Annotated in this window: 18 protein-coding genes; 13 read left to right on the forward strand and 5 right to left on the reverse strand. The window is 65.0% G+C overall.

Going from position 1 to position 16,681, the window contains the following annotated elements; genetic code table 11:
• Positions 1 to 236: 236 nt before the first annotated feature.
• Positions 237 to 935 (reverse strand): pirin family protein, encoded by a 699-nt coding sequence (locus tag CAF70_RS05785; RefSeq protein WP_085623677.1) that lies wholly within the window; start codon positions 933 to 935, stop codon positions 237 to 239.
• A 175-nt stretch (positions 936 to 1,110) separates the two neighbouring features.
• Between CAF70_RS05785 and CAF70_RS05790 the strand changes: the two genes are divergently transcribed.
• The gene (locus CAF70_RS05790) at positions 1,111 to 3,627 is read left to right on the forward strand and encodes a UvrD-helicase domain-containing protein (protein ID WP_085623675.1); all 2,517 of its coding nucleotides are present in this window, start codon (positions 1,111 to 1,113) and stop codon (positions 3,625 to 3,627) included.
• 13 nt (positions 3,628 to 3,640) lie between these two features.
• Here the strand turns inward: CAF70_RS05790 and CAF70_RS27570 are convergent, their stop codons facing one another.
• The gene (locus CAF70_RS27570; protein WP_158090309.1) at positions 3,641 to 3,814 is read right to left on the reverse strand and encodes a hypothetical protein; all 174 of its coding nucleotides are present in this window, start codon (positions 3,812 to 3,814) and stop codon (positions 3,641 to 3,643) included.
• Here CAF70_RS27570 and CAF70_RS05795 point away from each other — a divergent pair.
• The 3 genes from CAF70_RS05795 (at position 3,813) to CAF70_RS05805 (ending at position 7,093) form a co-directional block, all read left to right on the forward strand.
• Entirely contained in the window at positions 3,813 to 4,739 is a 927-nt protein-coding gene (locus tag CAF70_RS05795; protein WP_085623673.1) for an alpha/beta fold hydrolase, read from the forward strand. The two genes, CAF70_RS27570 and CAF70_RS05795, sit on opposite strands and share 2 nt — an antisense overlap.
• Positions 4,740 to 4,821: 82 nt before the next feature.
• Positions 4,822 to 5,232, forward strand: a complete 411-nt coding sequence (locus CAF70_RS05800; RefSeq protein WP_085623671.1) for a VOC family protein — start codon at positions 4,822 to 4,824, stop codon at positions 5,230 to 5,232.
• A 181-nt stretch (positions 5,233 to 5,413) separates the two neighbouring features.
• Positions 5,414 to 7,093: an MFS transporter gene (locus tag CAF70_RS05805; protein WP_085623669.1), complete on the forward strand. Its 1,680-nt coding sequence runs from the start codon at positions 5,414 to 5,416 to the stop codon at positions 7,091 to 7,093.
• A 129-nt stretch (positions 7,094 to 7,222) separates the two neighbouring features.
• On the opposite strand, the gene CAF70_RS05810 is transcribed toward CAF70_RS05805, so the two are convergent.
• Positions 7,223 to 7,792, reverse strand: coding sequence for a hypothetical protein (locus CAF70_RS05810; RefSeq protein ID WP_085623667.1), 570 nt, complete (start codon positions 7,790 to 7,792; stop codon positions 7,223 to 7,225).
• Between the two features lie 112 nt (positions 7,793 to 7,904).
• Here CAF70_RS05810 and CAF70_RS05815 point away from each other — a divergent pair, with 112 nt between their 5' ends.
• Genes CAF70_RS05815 through CAF70_RS05845 form a run of 7 tightly spaced genes read left to right on the forward strand, consistent with a single transcriptional unit; the run spans position 7,905 to position 14,188 of the window.
• Complete coding sequence (locus CAF70_RS05815; protein WP_085623665.1) at positions 7,905 to 8,582, forward strand: thermostable hemolysin; 678 nt, start codon at positions 7,905 to 7,907, stop codon at positions 8,580 to 8,582.
• Complete coding sequence (locus tag CAF70_RS05820) at positions 8,572 to 10,032, forward strand: AMP-binding protein (protein WP_085623663.1); 1,461 nt, start codon at positions 8,572 to 8,574, stop codon at positions 10,030 to 10,032. Before CAF70_RS05815 ends, CAF70_RS05820 begins: the two co-directional genes overlap by 11 nt.
• A gap of 15 nt (positions 10,033 to 10,047) precedes the next feature.
• Positions 10,048 to 10,728 carry a TenA family transcriptional regulator gene (locus CAF70_RS05825; protein WP_085623661.1) on the forward strand — a complete coding sequence of 227 codons (681 nt, stop codon included), beginning with the start codon at positions 10,048 to 10,050 and terminating at the stop codon, positions 10,726 to 10,728.
• Positions 10,715 to 11,521 (forward strand): SDR family oxidoreductase, encoded by an 807-nt coding sequence (locus CAF70_RS05830; protein ID WP_085623659.1) that lies wholly within the window; start codon positions 10,715 to 10,717, stop codon positions 11,519 to 11,521. Before CAF70_RS05825 ends, CAF70_RS05830 begins: the two co-directional genes overlap by 14 nt.
• Positions 11,518 to 12,159: a tetratricopeptide repeat protein gene (locus CAF70_RS05835; RefSeq protein WP_085623657.1), complete on the forward strand. Its 642-nt coding sequence runs from the start codon at positions 11,518 to 11,520 to the stop codon at positions 12,157 to 12,159. Before CAF70_RS05830 ends, CAF70_RS05835 begins: the two co-directional genes overlap by 4 nt.
• 2 nt (positions 12,160 to 12,161) lie before the next feature.
• Entirely contained in the window at positions 12,162 to 12,824 is a 663-nt protein-coding gene (locus tag CAF70_RS05840) for a response regulator (protein WP_085623655.1), read from the forward strand.
• Positions 12,821 to 14,188, forward strand: coding sequence for a sensor histidine kinase (locus CAF70_RS05845; RefSeq protein ID WP_085623653.1), 1,368 nt, complete (start codon positions 12,821 to 12,823; stop codon positions 14,186 to 14,188). The genes CAF70_RS05840 and CAF70_RS05845 overlap by 4 nt, the downstream gene beginning before the upstream one ends.
• 6 nt (positions 14,189 to 14,194) lie before the next feature.
• Here the strand turns inward: CAF70_RS05845 and CAF70_RS05850 are convergent, their stop codons facing one another.
• Entirely contained in the window at positions 14,195 to 14,581 is a 387-nt protein-coding gene (locus CAF70_RS05850) for a VOC family protein (RefSeq protein ID WP_085623651.1), read from the reverse strand.
• 200 nt (positions 14,582 to 14,781) lie between these two features.
• Here CAF70_RS05850 and CAF70_RS05855 point away from each other — a divergent pair, with 200 nt between their 5' ends.
• Both CAF70_RS05855 and CAF70_RS05860 read left to right on the forward strand, forming a co-directional pair.
• Positions 14,782 to 14,967, forward strand: a complete 186-nt coding sequence (locus tag CAF70_RS05855; RefSeq protein WP_085623649.1) for a hypothetical protein — start codon at positions 14,782 to 14,784, stop codon at positions 14,965 to 14,967.
• A 150-nt stretch (positions 14,968 to 15,117) separates the two neighbouring features.
• The gene (locus CAF70_RS05860; protein ID WP_085623647.1) at positions 15,118 to 16,023 is read left to right on the forward strand and encodes a LysR family transcriptional regulator; all 906 of its coding nucleotides are present in this window, start codon (positions 15,118 to 15,120) and stop codon (positions 16,021 to 16,023) included.
• A gap of 47 nt (positions 16,024 to 16,070) precedes the next feature.
• Here the strand turns inward: CAF70_RS05860 and CAF70_RS05865 are convergent, their stop codons facing one another.
• A complete protein-coding gene (locus CAF70_RS05865; RefSeq protein ID WP_085623645.1) occupies positions 16,071 to 16,544 on the reverse strand; it encodes a YMGG-like glycine zipper-containing protein in 474 nt (157 codons plus the stop codon).
• Between the last annotated feature and the right edge of the window lie 137 nt (positions 16,545 to 16,681).

Genomic DNA, 16,681 nt, shown 5'->3' on the forward strand with positions numbered 1-16,681 from the left:
GGGGCAATACCTGCCTTCAGGAGCGATCGGCCTCCCCGGAAGTGCTTCTTCAGCCCGACGAGAATAACCTCTCCCGCTAGGCCAGACACAACATACAAGAAGCGGCCTTGTGTCGCGAAAGGGCCGCAAGGCGGCCCCGGCAATATGTGCAGCGCAGCTGAAACCGAGGGGCTGCTGCGCAGCCCGATCGCGACACAAGGCCGCTCCTACAGAGCACGCGTCGCAAGACCAAAGCCTCAGGCCACATCTACCAGCACGATCTCGCTGTCCTCGATGGCGGTCACCCGCAGCACCTGCTCCTGCTCAATCGCCACACCATCGCGCGCCTTGGCACGCAGCCCGTTGACCTCCACCAGCCCCTTGGCCGGCACCAGGTAACCCCGGCGTGCGGCATCGAAGCGGTATTCGGCAGTTTCACCGGCACGCAGGGTGGCAGCCACCAAGCGCGCATCGGTGCGGATCTGCAGGCTGTGTTCATCGCCTGCACGGCCGCTGGCCAGGGTCACGAAACCTTCGCCACGCTCACCTTTCGGGAATGGCCGGGTACCCCACTGCGGTGCTTCACCGGTGCGCTCCGGCACGATCCAGATCTGGAAAATGCGCGTGTCGACGTCTTCCAGGTTGTATTCGCTGTGCACGATGCCGGTACCGGCGCTCATCACCTGTACGTCACCCGCTTCAGTGCGGCCTTTGTTACCCAGGCTGTCCTGGTGAGTGATCGCGCCTTCCCGTACATAGGTGATGATCTCCATGTCGCGGTGCGGGTGCGGCGGGAAGCCGCTGCCGGCAGCGATCAGGTCGTCGTTCCATACCCGCAGGTTGCCCCAGTGCATGCGTGCCGGGTCGTAGTACTCGGCAAACGAGAAATGGTGGTGGGCGTCGAGCCAGCCGTGGTTGGCGTGGCCGAGGCTTTCGAACGGTCGCAGTTGCAGCATGGTCGTGCTCCTTGAATCAGTGGAATGACGCCATGATGCGCCAAAGAACCATCGAAAATAAGCGTAAATATCGGCTTAAAATAATCGACCAAATAGATGTATCCCGATAGAGTGTTTTATCCGCTTCATCGCCTAATCCACTGATCTGCAAGCATTCGCTGGCGATTTTTTGTCGATGCGGCGAACATGCCCGCTGATTTTGTTTTTCAACGGAGTGACCGTGGCCCAAGAGCAACCCCAGGCCCATGCCGACCTTACCCCTCCTGCCCAGCTGCCCTGGTTTCGCCGCCTGGCGGCCCGCCTGCTGGGGCGCGGGCTGACCCGCCTGAGGGCCCAGCACCGCGACTCGTGGTTCCTCGGCCATGCCAGCGGCCAGCGCAGTGGCCATGCCGATGGCATGCGTGAAGGGTTCGAGCGTGGGCGGGTGGAGGGCTATGAGGCCGGGCGCCAGGTGCTGGTAATCCGCGATACCCGCCCCGATACCGCCGCCGTGCCGGGCCAGGATGACAACCTGTTCGATGACTGGCGCCTGCCCCTTACCACCGAGCTGAAAAAACGCTTCAAGGCCGATGTCGCCCAGCGCCTGCCCGCCGAGTCGCAACCCAGTGCCGCGCAATGGAAGCTGATTTTCAGCGATACGCCGTCCACCTGCGTAGTGGCCGGTGCCGGTGCGGGCAAGTCCACCTCGTTGGTGCTGCGCATCCTGCTGTTGCGCCATTACCTGGGTTATGAACTGGACGCGATGACCGTGGTCACCTTCACCCGTGAGTCGCGCAAGGACTTCATCAAACGCCTGTTGCAGGTGTTCGCCCTGTGGCAGATCAACCTGCAACCGCTGCAGGCCCGCGAGCTGGTGCGTACCTTCCATTCGCGCATTCTGCCGCTGGTGCGCAGCCTGCCGGGCTTTGGCCAGGTGCGCGCGTTCGAGACGCTGGGCAACGAGATGCCGGCCGGGCGTGAGGCCGAGGCCGAGAGCAACCCGTTCGACCTGCGTCTGAACGATGCCCAGCGCCAGCAGTTGAACCAGTGCTACAGCACCCTGTTGGGCCAAAGCCCGCGTTTTGCCGAGCTGGTCGGCCTGCTGCGCAGCGAAGCCCTGCAACTGAAGCCGCTGGACCCCAACAATCCTGACGTGCAGAAGCGCGCCCAGGTGACCCAGTTGGCGGCCCAGCGCGACGAAGAACTGTGCGACGTGATCGAGGACCTGTGGTTCGCCGCCGGTGCCTGGCCGATCAAAGGCATCGAGCCCTGCCGCGAAACCGTCGAGATCCGTGGCAGCCGCTTCCATGTGCATGGCCGCTTGGCCGGCCAGGGCCCTTTGGTAGTACTGGGCTTCGACCCGGCGGAAAGCGCGCAGTACCAGCGCCCCGGCGCCAAGCTGGCGGTGCGTGCCGAGTGGGCAGTCAAGCGCACGCTGTTGCAGGCCTTCTGCGACCGGCCGCTGATCTGGCTCGACAACTATGCCATGGCCCGGCGTCTGGCAGCTTCGCTGGCCGGTGATGCCGTGGCCGGCCCCGGTTTCGAGTACAAGGTCAAGGGCGAACTGGCCCCGGCGCCGTTGCTGGATGCCTTTGTTGGCGCGGCCAATTTCATCGAAAACCTCGGCCTGGAGGTGAACAGCGCGGTGGCGGCCATGAGCTTCCCGTCCGGTGACAGCGATGCGTTGTTCTTCGAGGCCCTGGCACTGTACTGGAAGGCCCTGGAGGCGCACCTGCTGGACCAGTCGCCGCCGGTGATGAGCTACAACCGCATGTTTGCCCTGTTCGGCGAAAACAATCCGGAAAACCTGCAACTGCTGCCCGACCCGTTGCTGCGGCCGCTGGCGCACCTGATGATCGACGAGTTCCAGGATGTGTCGCCGCAGATCGTCAGCTGGTTGCGCGCCAGCCTCACCGAAATCCGCCGGCGCGGCCCGTCGATGCACAGCGGGCGCCACGCCCGGCATTCATCGCTGCTGTGTGTGGGCGACGACTGGCAGTCGATATACGGCTGGCGCGGCAGTTCGCCCAAGTACTTCATGGAGTTCATCAAGGCCTTCCCGTCGCCGGCCAACACGCGGGTGATGCTGGTCGACAACTACCGTTGCCAGCAGCAAGTGATCGACGCGGCCGAACACCTGGTCAAGGGTACCCCGGCAATTGCCGGCAAGAAGGCCCGCGCCAGTGGCCCGGCGGCCGAGCTGCCGGGTTCGCCGGTCAAGGTGTTCGACCGTGACGAGGCCGCCCTGGGTGAAACGCTGCTCGAGCACTACCAGCGTGGCGAGACGGTGATGATGCTGTACCGCAAGGGCAGCGACCGGGCGCTGATGAACGAGCACCTGCAAAGCGTGCTGCACGCCGAGGCGGCGTTGCCAGCCGAGCAACGCCGGCTGCGCCAGTTGACCTACCACAGCGCCAAGGGCTTGCAGGCCGACGCGGTGTTCATGCTGGGTGACTGCCAGTACCTGACCAGCTCGCCCTACAAGAACCAGGTGTATCGCCAGGCCGGGCTGGGCAGGGCCGGGGATGCCCAGCCATTCGATACCGCGCAGAAGGAAGAGGTGCAGCGCCTGGCCTATGTAGCGGTGACCCGGGCGGTACGACACTGTTACTGGCATGTCGAGGCCGCCAATGGCGAAGCCGCCGCGGCGCCGCGGGCGTCCAGCCAGGTGGATGGCAAGCAGGCGTTCTTCGAGGACCTGCGTGGGCAGTGAGGGTCGGTGACGGTTAAGTCACGGTCGGTGACGGGCCAGTGGTGTAGCTGAGGTTGCGCCAAGGTAACGTGTCGGAGCCCTGAATGGCCCGGCGCAAGGGTTGCCGCTGGCGACAGGAAGCGAAGGGGCCGGCGGCGTATTCGGCCTGGTGTGGTCGTACCAGGCTCCAGTCAGGAAGTGTACCCATGCGTTCTTCATCGACACCCAAGGATCACCTGCTAGACCTTAACGGCATTGAAATTGCCGTGCGTTGCTGGGGGCCGGAAGACGGCATCCCGGTGCTGGCCCTGCATGGCTGGCTGGACAACGCCGCCTCGTTCGAACGCCTGGCACCGATGCTCGATGGCTGCTTTGTGGTCGCCCCCGACCTGGTCGGCCACGGCCGCTCGGCCCATCGCCGCCACGACAGTGGCTACTACCTGTGGGAACATGCCGAGGACATGCTGGCGGTTGCCGACAGCCTGGGCCTGGCGCAATTCCATGTACTGGCCCATGGCATGGGCACCGGGGTGGCGTCGTTGCTGGCGGCCATGACCAGCGGTATTGCCAGCATGACCTTCCTCGACGGCATGGGCGCACCGTTCACGGTGGCCGAGGACGACCGCGTGCAGCACCTGGCCCGGGCCTATCGGCTCAAGCGCATGGTGCAGCGCAGCCAGTTGCAGGGTTTTGCCGAGCCGCACGTCGGCCGTTTCGAGGACCTGGACACGGCGCTGGCGCAACGCCGCGAGCGCCTTGACACCGAGCTGTCGGAAGAGGCGGCACGGCTGCTGGCGCTGCGTGACCTGCTGCAATTGGGCGAGGGCTATTGCTGGCGTCACGACCCGCGTCTGGTGCTGCCCGAACCCATGCCGCTGACCGAGCGCGAAGCCTGCGATCTGCTCAGTCAGATCCGCTGCCCGCTTTACTTGCTGTTCGGCCGTCAGGGGGCATTCACCGGTGAGGCCTTTACCCGGCGCCAGGCGGCCTTGCCCAGCCACGCCAAGGTGTCATGGCACCCGGGCGGGCACCACTTCCATCTGGATGCACCGGACCGGGCCCTGGTCGACCAGCTGCTGCGCATCCTGGCCCGCCATGAAGGCGGCGTGCTGCAGCGCCTGGTGAACGAATAGCGGAGTATGGTCGGAGCATGCGCCGGTGGGCTATTGTGGTGGACGTTTACCCTTGGAAACCGACCGCCACAAGGAGCCCGGCATGCGCCCGTTCGCCATCAAGCACATCGACCACCTGGTACTGCGGGTCCGCGACCTGCCGCGTAGCATTGCCTTCTACACCGACCTGCTCGGCTGCACAGTCAGCCGCGTACGCGAAGACCTGGGCATGGTCCACCTGGCCACCGGCACGGCCATGATCGACCTGGTCACCCTGGACGGCCCGCTGGGCCTGCCTGGTGGCGCGGCACCGGGGGCCGAGGGGCGCAATCTGCATCATTTCTGCCTGCGCATCGAGCCGTTCGACGAGCCGGCACTGCGGGCGTACCTGCAAGCCGCGGGGGTACAGGTGGCGCCTGCCGAGAAACGTTACGGCGCCGAAGGTGAAGGGCTGTCGCTGTACTGCTACGACCCGGATGGCAACCAGGTGGAGCTGAAAGGGCCAGTGCTGTAGCAGCGGCCCGCAGTGGATATCCCGTCAAAGCCTATTATGCTTCAGTAACCTTGCTGCGATCCGAGGCGGCCTGCCTCGTCGTGCTTCGCATAACCAAAGCAAGCCCCCAGGGCCTGGGTGCGACGGTGCAACAGCGGATGAGGTGCTCCCGGCCTGCATGACGACAAGACGGAGGCACCCCATGGCGGTTCTCGACAGCACATCCACGGGCAGTAGTGCGCCCCAACGCGGTATCACCCGGGAGGAGCGCAAGGTCATCTTCGCTTCGTCCCTGGGCACGGTATTCGAATGGTACGACTTCTACCTGTACGGCTCCCTGGCGGCGATCATCGCCAAGCACTTCTTTGCCGGGGTCAATGAAACCACCTCGTTCATCTTCGCCTTGCTGGCCTTTGCCGCCGGCTTTGCCGTGCGGCCATTCGGCGCCATCGTGTTCGGTCGCCTGGGCGACATGATCGGGCGCAAGTACACCTTCCTCATCACCATCGTCATCATGGGCCTGTCCACCGCTGTGGTGGGCCTGCTGCCCAGCTACACCACGATTGGTGTGGCCGCGCCGATCATCCTGGTTACCCTGCGCCTGCTGCAGGGCCTGGCATTGGGCGGCGAATACGGCGGCGCGGCCACCTACGTGGCCGAACATGCCCCCAAGGGCCGGCGCGGCTTTTTCACCGCCTGGATCCAGACCACGGCCACCCTGGGGCTGTTCCTCTCGCTGCTGGTGATCATGGCCTGCCGCACGGCCATGGGGAACGAGGTGTTCGAGGCCTGGGGCTGGCGGGTGCCGTTCCTGCTGTCGATCCTGCTGCTGGCGATTTCGGTGTACATCCGCATGCAACTCAACGAGTCGCCGGTGTTCATGAAGATGAAGGCCGAGGGCAAGGCGTCCAAGGCGCCGCTGACCGAATCGTTCGCCCGCTGGGACAACCTCAAGGTGGTGATCATGTCGCTGCTCGGTGGTACCGCCGGTCAGGCCGTGGTGTGGTACACCGGGCAGTTCTATGCACTGTTCTTCCTGTTGCAGATGCTCAAGATCGAGCCGCAGACCGCCAACCTGCTGATTGCCGGTTCGCTGTTGATCGGCACGCCGTTCTTCATCCTCTTCGGCAGCCTGTCCGACCGCATCGGCCGCAAGAAAATCATCATGGCCGGTTGCATCATCGCGGCGCTGACCTACTTCCCGATCTTCAAGGCCCTGACCCAGTACGGCAACCCGGACGTGTTCGTCGCCCAGGAGCAGAACCCGGTGGTGGTGGTAGCCGACCCTGGCCAGTGCGCGTTCCAGTTCGACCCGGTGGGCAAGGCCAAATTCACCAGTTCTTGCGATATCGCCAAGAGCCTGCTGGCCAAGCGGGCCATCCCCTATACCAACGAAGCGGCCGAACCTGGCAGCGTGGCGCAGATCCGCATTGGTGAGCGGGTGCTGCCGAGCTTCGATGGCAGTAGCCTGGCGGCAGCGGACTTCAAGGCCCAGAGCGACGCCTTTACCGCGACCTTGACCGGGGCGTTGAAGGAAGCCGGCTACCCGGAAAAGGCCGACCCGGCGAAGATCCACTACCCGATGGTGCTGTTGCTGCTGACCATTCTGGTGATTTACGTGACCATGGTCTACGGGCCGATCGCCGCCTGGCTGGTCGAGCTGTTCCCGGCGCGTATCCGCTATACCTCGATGTCGCTGCCTTACCACATCGGCAACGGTTGGTTCGGCGGCTTCCTGCCGACGGTGGCGTTTGCCATGGTGGCGGCGACCGGCGATATCTATTACGGCTTGTGGTACCCGATCGTGATTGCGCTGATGACGGCGGTGCTGGGGATATTCTTCCTGCCGGAGACCAAGGACCGGGATATCAACCACACCTGAAGGTTTAGGCTGCCAGTACCGGCCTCTTCGCGGGCTTGCCCGCTCCCACAGGGATACCACTGTGCCTGAGGGCAGTGAGTTACCTGTGGGAGCGGGCAAGCCCGCGAAGAGGCCGGCACAGTCAACTCATCAGTCGAAACAGCCACGCAACCCAAAGGCATACCCGGTATCCACCCCGGCAGCCTCGCCCCGGCTCCAGCGCTTCTTCAACACGAACTCGAATGCCGGCTCGTACAGCCCGTCCCGCACCAGCGCACCCGCCAGCACCTCGACGTCATACCAACCATTGTCCAGCTCGATGATCGGCCGCCCCGGCACCTGGTAGCGCGCCATCAGGTCACCCAATGTCTTGGGCGTGAAGTGCTGCAGGATGCGCCAGGTGTACAGCATCAGCGCGCCGTGCTTGACCTGCAGCACATAGCCATTGCGGCAGTGCTTGAGGCGGCTGCCGGGTTCGCGCAGGGCCGGAGTGTGGCTGTCCAGGGTGAACAGGATGCGGTAGGGCAGGTTGTCGACCCCGGCCAGCGGCAGCACGATACCTTCGCGCACGGCCTGGTCGCCGCTGTCGCCGTGGGTGAACGCATGGGCCAGGTCGTCGGGCAGTTCATGTTGTTGCTTGAAGCGTTCGAGCAGCTGGATATCGCCGAGCAGAAAGTAGTCGACCAGGTCGTTGAGCACTTCGCTGAATTCGTGGCGCATCTGTTTTCCTTGTTGGTGCGCAATGAGGGCAAGGGCAAATGTAGCACTTCAGATTGGCTTCAGATTGCCCCCTGATACTGGCCCCGACACCTGACTTGAGAGGGGGACAGTCATGACTCAGGCAGACAGCTCCAGCCTGTTTCCACTGGCTATCGGCAACCACGGCGATCGCCTTGCCCACATGACGCTGAAACACCCCGGGGAGCCGGGGCGCGACGAGCTGGAGCAGTTCATTCACGCCCGTTTTGCCTGCGCGCACCACGCCGACGTGCAGCACTACCTGCCCGAACTGCTCGGCCTGCATGACAGCCACGGGCGCCTGATGGCCGCCGTTGGCGTACGCCTGGCCAGCAGTGGCCCGACCTTCATCGAGCGTTACCTGGATGAGCCGCTGGAAGTGGCCGTGACCCGGCTGGCGGGCAGCCCGGCAAGCCGTGCACAGTTGGTCGAAGTGGGCAACCTGGCCGCGCTCAGCGCCGGCAGCGCGCGGATCATGATCATTGCCGTGACCTGGTTGCTGGCCGCCCGCGGCTTGCAGTGGGTGGCGTTCACCGGGGCCGCGACCCTGGTCAACAGCTTTCATCGCCTGGGCCTGGTGCCCACGGCGCTGGCTGTGGCCGACCCTGGTCGGCTGAACGGCGACGCCGACAGTTGGGGCAGTTACTACGCGCAGCACCCGCAAGTGTTCGTCGGCAACATCAGCTATGGCCATGAGGCCCTGGCCCGCGGCGGAGTATTCGACCGACTGGGATTGCCCGCGAGCGTGCAGGAGGCCGGCCATGCCGCATGAATGCCAGCTGTTCAGGGAGGTGCTGCAACTGCATGCCCGCCACCGGGGGGCGCAACCGGCGTTGCTGGGCCTTGGCGGGCCATTCACCTATCAACAGTTGCTGGACGAGGTCGAGCAACGTCGGGCCTGGTTGAGCGCGCAGCCGCCGGGCACCTTCGCCCTGGCCCTGGAGAATGGCCCCGAGGCGCTGTTCTGGGACCTGGCGGCGCTGTTCGCGGCGCGCCCCATCGTCATACTGCCGGCATTCTTCAGCAGCGCCCAGCGCCGCCACTGCCTGGCACAGAGCGGGGCAGTGCTGGCGCTGGCCGATGAAGCCTTCGCTGACGACTTGCACGCCTGCGGCTTCAGTGCCGGCGAGCGTTTCTGGAGCCGCCAGCCGCCAGCGGGCGCGCCCTTGCCAGCGGGGACCGCGAAAATTACCTACACCTCCGGCAGCACCGGAGCACCCAAGGGCGTGTGCCTGAGCGCCGAAGCCATGCTGCGGGTAGCGCGTGAGCTGGAGGCCGCCAGCCGGCCTACGACGCCGGGCAAATACCTGGCGGTATTGCCTCTGGCGGTGCTGCTGGAGAACCTGGGCCTGTACGCGGCCCTGCTGGCCGGGGCAAGCATCGCCCTTTACCCGCAGGCACAGCTGGGTTTTCGCGGTGCCAGCCAGGTCGACTTCAGGCAACTGCTGGGCGCCATCGCCTTGAGTGGTGCCGAGAGCCTGATCCTGGTGCCACAGCTGCTGCTCGGCCTGGTTACGGCCATCGAGCGTGGCCTGATGCGGGTAGGCCCGTTGCGCTTCGTGGCGGTAGGCGGGGCACGCGTGGCGCCTAGCCTGCTGGCCCGCGCCGAGGCAGTCGGGCTACCCGTGTTCGAAGGTTACGGCTTGTCCGAATGTGCCTCGGTGGTGTGCCTCAACCGCCCCGGGGGCCGGCGCCCGGGCAGTGTCGGGCGGCCGCTGCCGCATGTGCAGGTGCGCATTGCCGAAGATGGCGAAGTGCAGGTGGCCGGCTCGGCGTTGCTCGGCTACCTGGGCGAACCACCGTTCAGCGAACTGTGGCTGTCGACCGGTGACCTTGGCCATTTCGACAGCGATGGCTTCCTGTACCTGGCCGGGCGCAAGAAGCACCAGTACAGCACCAGCTTCGGGCGCAACGTCAACCCTGAATGGGTCGAGGCCGAACTGACCCAGGGCGGGGTGATCGCCCAGGCGTTCGTCCACGGCGAAGGTCTGGCACACAACCTGGCGCTGATCTGGCCACTGGACCCCCAGGCTGACGACCATACCCTCGAACGGGCCATCCGCCAGGCCAATGCGGGCCTGCCGGACTATGCCCGGGTGCATGCCTGGCGGCGCCTGCCCGAGCCTTTGAGTGCCGCCGGGCAAACCCTGACCGCCAACGGCCGGCCACGCCGCGAACAGATCCTGCGGTGTTACCACTCCCTGTTATCCGACCTTCAATGATCTACGAGGTTTGCCATGCTTTTCTTCGACATGCTGCAGCAGGAAACCGCCGACGAGCGTACGGCATTGTTCAGTGTCCCGGTCATCCGCGACGCGCTGGCCGGCAAAGCCAGCCTCGAGGCCTATGTGGCCTTTCTCACCCAGGCCTATCACCACGTGCGGCACACCGTACCATTGATGATGGCCTGCGGGGCCCGTTTGCCGGCGCGGCTCGAGTGGCTGCGCGGCGCAGTCTGCGAATACATCGAGGAGGAATACGGCCATGAGCGCTGGATTCTCGATGACATCGCTGCCTGCGGTGGCGACCCGCATCAGGTTGCGGCCGGCCGGCCGGCATTGCCCATCGAGCTGATGGTGGCATTTCTCTACGACCAGATTGCCCGTGGCAACCCGGTCGGGCTGTTCGGCATGGTCAACGTACTCGAAGGCACCAGCATTGCCTTGGCCACCCAGGCCGCCGGTACCCTGCAGAGCAGCCTCGGCCTGCCGGACCAGGCGTTCAGCTACCTGAGTTCCCATGGCGCCCTGGACCAGGACCACATGGCCACCTACCGTGGGCTGATGAATCGCCTGGACCAGCCCGAGGACCAGCAGGCGGTAATCCACGCTGCCAAAGTGGTGTATCGCCTGTATACCGCCATGTTCGAAGGCCTGCCGCGTTCCGCACAGCAGGAGGTACAGCATGCGCTTGCCTGATTGCGTGGCGTTGCTCACCGGCGCCAGCGGCGGCATCGGCCTGGAGCTGGCGGCCCAGTTGTGCAGCGCCGGTGCCCGCGTACTGGCGGTCAGCCGGCAGCAGGGCGGGCTGACCGAACTGATGGCGCGCTACCCCGGGCAACTGCGCTGGCAGCAGGCCGACCTGCGCTGCGCCGAAGGGCGCCGTGAAGTGCTGGAAGCGGCGCGGGCGATGGGCAATTTTAACCTGTTGATCAACGCCGCCGGGGTCAACCGCTTCGCGTTACTCGAACAGCTGGACGAGGCCGCCCTGGACGAGTTGTTCGACCTCAACATCAAGGCCGCCGTGCAGCTCACCCGCCTGTGCCTGCCGCTGCTGCGCGCGCAGCCCAGCGCACTGGTGGTGAACGTGGGGTCGATCTACGGCTCGATCGGTTACCCGGGCTATGCCACCTACTGCGCCAGCAAGTTTGCCTTGCGCGGGTTCTCCGAGGCATTGCGCCGCGAGCTTGCCGACACCTCGGTGAACGTGCTGTATGCTGCACCGCGCACCACCCGCACGACGATGAACAGTAGCGCCGCGCAGGCCTTGAACCAGGCATTGAAGGTAGGCGTCGATGACCCGCGGGATGTTGCGCGGGCGGTGCTCGATGCAGTACAGGCCGAGCGTAGCGAACTGTACCTGGGCTGGCCGGAAAAACTCTTCGTGCGCCTTAACGGCATGCTGCCGGGCGTGGTTGATCGTGCCCTGCGCAAGCAACTGCCGCTGATCCGTCGCTACAGCACCTGGCACAGCAAGGAGTCGAGCAAATGAAACGTCTGATACTGGCCAGCCTGCTGGCCATCGCCCCGTTCAGCTGGGCCCTCGACCAGAACGGTACCCAGCAACTCAATGCAATCCAGCAGCGCTGGGCAGTGATTCGCTACAACCTGCCCGAGGCGCAGCGTGCCGGGGCGTTCGAGGCCTTGGCGGTACAGTCGGCGGCGCTGGTGCACCAGCAACCGGGTTCGGCCGAGCCGTTGATCTGGGACGGCATCGTCAACAGCAGCTGGGCCGGTGCCACCGGCGGGTTGGGCGCGCTGGGCAAGGTGAAGGCCGCTCGCGCCAGCCTGGAAAAGGCCCTGGCCATGGACCCCAAGGCCCTGCAGGGCTCGGCCTACACCAGCCTGGGCGCGCTGTACGACCAGGTCCCCGGCTGGCCGTTGAGCTTCGGCGACCAGGCCAAGGCCGAGGCCATGCTGCGCCAGGCGCTGGCGATCAACCCCGACGGTATCGACAGCAACTACTTCTGGGCTGACCACCTGTACCGGCAAAACCGCTACGACGAAGCCCGCGCGGCCCTGCAAAAGGCGTTGCAGGCACCGCCCCGGCCCGGGAGAGAGCTGGCCGACCAGGGCCGGCGTGGTGAAATCGATGCTTTACTCAAAGCGATCAAGGAAAAACAGGATTAAGCATGCGCCTGCTGCTGGTAGAAGACGACGCCGCGTTGGGGGAGGGGATCTGTGACGGCCTGCGCCGCGAGGGCTATACCCTCGACTGGTTGCAGGATGGCGCCAGCGCCTTGCATGCCCTGTGTCACGAGGAATTCGACCTGGCCATTCTCGACCTGGGCTTGCCGCGCCTGGATGGCATCGAGCTGTTGCGGCGCCTGCGTGCAGCCGGGAAGAGCCTGCCGGTGCTGGTGCTGACCGCCCGCGATGCGACAGAGGACCGTATCGTCGGGCTGGATGCCGGCGCCGACGACTACCTGGTGAAACCCTTCGACCTCAACGAACTCAAGGCCCGCCTGCGGGCCTTGCTGCGACGCAGTAGCGGCCGCGCCCGGGTGCTGATAGAGCATGCCGGGGTATGCCTGGACCCGGTCAGCCAGCAGGTGCACTACCGGGGCCAGCCGGTGGTGCTCACGCCCAAGGAATACCTGTTGCTGCACGAATTGCTGGCCCAGCCGGGCAAGGTGTTCACGCGCGAACGCTTGACCCAGTTGCTGTATGGCTGGGATGAAGAGCCGGAGAGCAATACCCTGGAAGTGAACATCTACCAGCTGCGCAAGAAGCTGTTCAACGGCCTGATCCGCACCGTGCGCGGAATCGGCTACCTGGTGGAAGGCAAGGCATGAGTTCGTTGCGCCAACGCACCTTGTGGCGGGTGATGCTGCTGTTACTGGTCGGCAGCGGGTTGCTGGCGCTGTACAACTACCACGACAGCCGTCATGAAATTAACGAAGTGTACGACGCCCACCTGGCACAGAACGCCCGGCTGCTGCAGGGCATCATGAGCCTGCCGGTGCAGGAGCAGAGCCGTGACGAGTTGTACCGCGCCTTCGACGCGGCCTTGAGCAAGGCCGGGCACCACAAGGTGGGGCACCGCTACGAAAGCAAGCTGGCCTTCCAGGTATGGGCCGACGACGGCGGGCTGCTGGTACACACGCCCAGCGCCCCGCAGCTGGGGCAGGCGCCGCGGGTGCCGGGTTTTGCCGACGTGGTGGTGGAAGGGCGCCGTTGGCGCAGTTTTGTCTTGCCGGTGCCGGAAAAACACTGGGTGATCTGGGTGGGCGAGCGCAACGACGTGCGTGACGACCTGATCGAACGCATCGTGCAGCACACGCTGTTGCCATTCCTGTTCGGCAGCCTGGCCCTGGCCTTGCTGGTGTGGGCGGCCATTGGCTGGGGGCTGCGGCCGCTGCAGAACATGGCCAGGGTGATCCGCGCCCGCCACGCCGAGTCGCTCGAGCCTTTGCAGCTGGTGCCGTTGCCCAAGGAGCTGGAACCGATGCAGGCGGCGATCAACCGCTTGCTCGGGCAGATCGACGACCTTCTGCGCCGCGAACACCGTTTCATCGCCGACGCTGCCCACGAGATGCGCACGCCCTTGGCCATCCTGCGTCTGCATGCGCAAAACGCCCTGAATGCGGACAGTGCTGCCGAGCGGGACAAGGCCCTGCAGTTCCTGATGGGCGGCGTCGACCGCCTTGCCCGGGTGGTCAACCAGCTGTTGACCCTGGCCCGCCTGGAGCCGCGACCAGGCCGGCGTGACTGGCCGCGGGTGGACCTGGAGGGCATGGTGGCCGAGACCCTGGCCGAGCTGACCCCCTGGATACTGGAGCGCGGGCTGGAGCCTTCGCTGGACATCGCCGCGGGCGACTACCATTTGCATACCGACGCTGGCGCGCTGGGAATTGCCTTGCAGAATCTGGTGGCCAATGCCGTGGACCATTCGCCAGCGGGGGGGAGGGTTGCCGTGACACTGCAGCGTGAAGGGCAAGCCCTGCTGATCAGCGTCGACGACGAGGGGCCGGGTATCGCCGAGGTCGACCAGCAGCGGGTGTTCGAGCGCTTCTACAGCAAGGGCTCGACCAATGGCGCCGGGCTGGGGTTGTCGATCGTCAGCACCATCATGACCCGCCTGGGTGGCAGCGTGCAGTTGCGCAACCAGACGCCACACGGACTGCGCGCGACCTTGCGACTGCCCGTGGAGCCCTGAACGTTGCTAGTGTTTCTGGGCGATCTGGATCAGGTTGCCGCAAGTGTCATCGAACACCGCTACGGTGACCGGCCCCATGGTAGTAGGCGGTTGGGTGAACTGCACACCCGCCGCGCACAGCCGGGTATATTCTGCCTGGATGTCCCGCACACCGAACGAGGTGGCGGGGATGCCGTCCTGCTTGAGCGCGGCCTTGTAGACCTTGGCGGCCGGGTGCGCGTCGGGCTCGAGCAGCAGCTCGACGCCGTTGGGGTCGTTGGGGGAGGTGAGGGTGAGCCAGCGGTGTCGGCCCATGGGGATGTCGTGCTTGGGCTCGAAACCGAGTACGTAGTGGTAGAAAGCCAGGGCTTTGGCCTGGTCGTCGACGAGGATGCTGGTGACTATGATCTTCATGAACGCACACCGTATGCCTGGAGTCGTTGAGTACCAGTAAAGACAATCAGCGGCATTTGGCCAGGGCACCGGGTTCACCGCGAACCCTGCAACGCGATCCGACAGCATTTCTTTTCACGGTCAAAGTTCCAGATGGGTTGGTAGCAATGGGGGCTGTAGCGTTGATCGGGCATTACCAACCAATCCAAGGAGTGAACCCCATGCAAGAAGAACCCGTTAACGAGCCAGACGACACTCTCGACCACGAACAGCTGGCAAATGCAGAACCGCAGGTAACGTTGTCCCGGCGCAAGCGCAGTGTACAGCCAGTAGTCGGCATGTCCTGCACGCCAGGGTACAAACTGATTGGTGATGACTGTGTAATCGCCAATATCGATTTCGAGTGAAGCAAAGGGGGGGGCGCACGGCGTCCCCGCGTAAAAACCTGCTCAAGCCATAGGTAAATCCTTCATCACCCGGCCCCCACCCAGCCGCTGCCGAGGGTAAAGTGACAGGCATGATCCCAGCGCGCCCAGAACGGCGTCAGAGAGGTGCCCGTGGCGGCCTACACATTGCGACAACTCAAGTACTTCGTCACCACCGTCGAGGCCGGCAGCGTGGCCGAAGCTTCACGCCAGCTGTACATCGCCCAGCCGTCCATCTCCACGGCCATCAAGAGCCTGGAAGAAAGCTTCGGCGTGCAGCTGTTCATCCGCCATCACGCCCAGGGTGTGTCTCTGACGCCCAGCGGCAAGCGCTTCTATGCCAAGACCAGGTCGCTGCTGCAGATGGCCCATGAGTTCGAGCAGAACGCCCTGGCCGACAACGATACCGTCGCCGGGCAGATCGACATCGGCTGCTTCGAAACCGTGGCACCGCTGTACCTGCCACGCCTGATCGCCGGCTTTCGCCAGCGTTACCCGGGGGTGGATATCCGCCTGCGCGACGGCGAGCAGCAGGAGCTGATCCAGGGCCTGACCGCGGGTACCTTCGACCTGGCGTTCCTCTACGACCATGACCTGGACGGCACCATCGAGGCCGAGCCGCTGATGCCGCCGCAGAAACCCTATGTGCTGCTGCCCGAGAACCACCGCTTCGCCGGCCAGGCCCAGGTGTCGCTGCGTGACCTGTGCCCGGAACCGATGATTCTGCTGGACGTTGCCCCCAGCCGTACCTACTTCGTCAGCCTGTTCAACGAAATGGGCCTGACGCCCAATATCGTCTTCAGCTCGCCATCGATCGAGATGGTGCGTGGCATGGTCGGGCAGGGGTTCGGCTTTTCGCTGCTGGTGACGCGGCCGCACTCGGAGTACACCTACGACGGGCAACGCCTGGCCATGCTGGACATTGCCGAGCCAGTGGCGCTGTCAGGGCTGGCGGCAGCATGGTTGAAACGTGTGCAACTGACCAAACCGGCGCAGCTGTTCGTCGAGTTTTGCCGGGAAGAATTGGCCAAGTTCTGAACGGGCACGCCATGCATCCTCCTGCCGAGGCATGGCGCGCCTGCTGATCAGGGGTTGACCTGATAGCCGCGCCCTTGCAGGCACCCGGCATAGGCACTGGCATGAGCCTGGGCTTTCGCTTCGTCCTGGCCGCGCCGGTCCTGACGGCGGTCCTGGCGCTGACGCATGCCACCGACTGCAGCACCAGCGGCGGCCACTTCGCCGGCGCGGTTCTGCCGGTATTCCTGCTTGGCGTCATCACCAACCCGGTCATACAGCTCGTCGTGCTGGTTGCCGCGCACCTGTGCGCCGGCCGCACCGGCAACCGCGCCGGCGGCGGCACCGCGTACCCGGCCACCGACATGGGGGTCGCTGGAGGTGGCGGCACTGTTCGCGGCATTGGTCGCGACGGTATTGCAATCATTGATATCCAGTTGCGTCTGCTGGCTGCTCTGGCCCTTGAGCGGCACCACCGACTGCGCCTGGGCTGCCGATGCCGCGCACAGCAGCACCAGCAGGTAACTCCACGTGAACGTACGCATGGCAAACCTCCAGCGGGTGGGGATCCCGCTTCAAAGGATAGTTCTCTTTGCTGTCGATGATGGCAGTTTTGCCGGGATGGTCTAAACCGGATATCAAACGTGGTTCGCCTGCGTATCACGGCGTGAATCAGGGCTAC

Source organism: Pseudomonas sp. B19(2017) (assembly GCF_002113165.1).
Taxonomy (GTDB): domain Bacteria; phylum Pseudomonadota; class Gammaproteobacteria; order Pseudomonadales; family Pseudomonadaceae; genus Aquipseudomonas.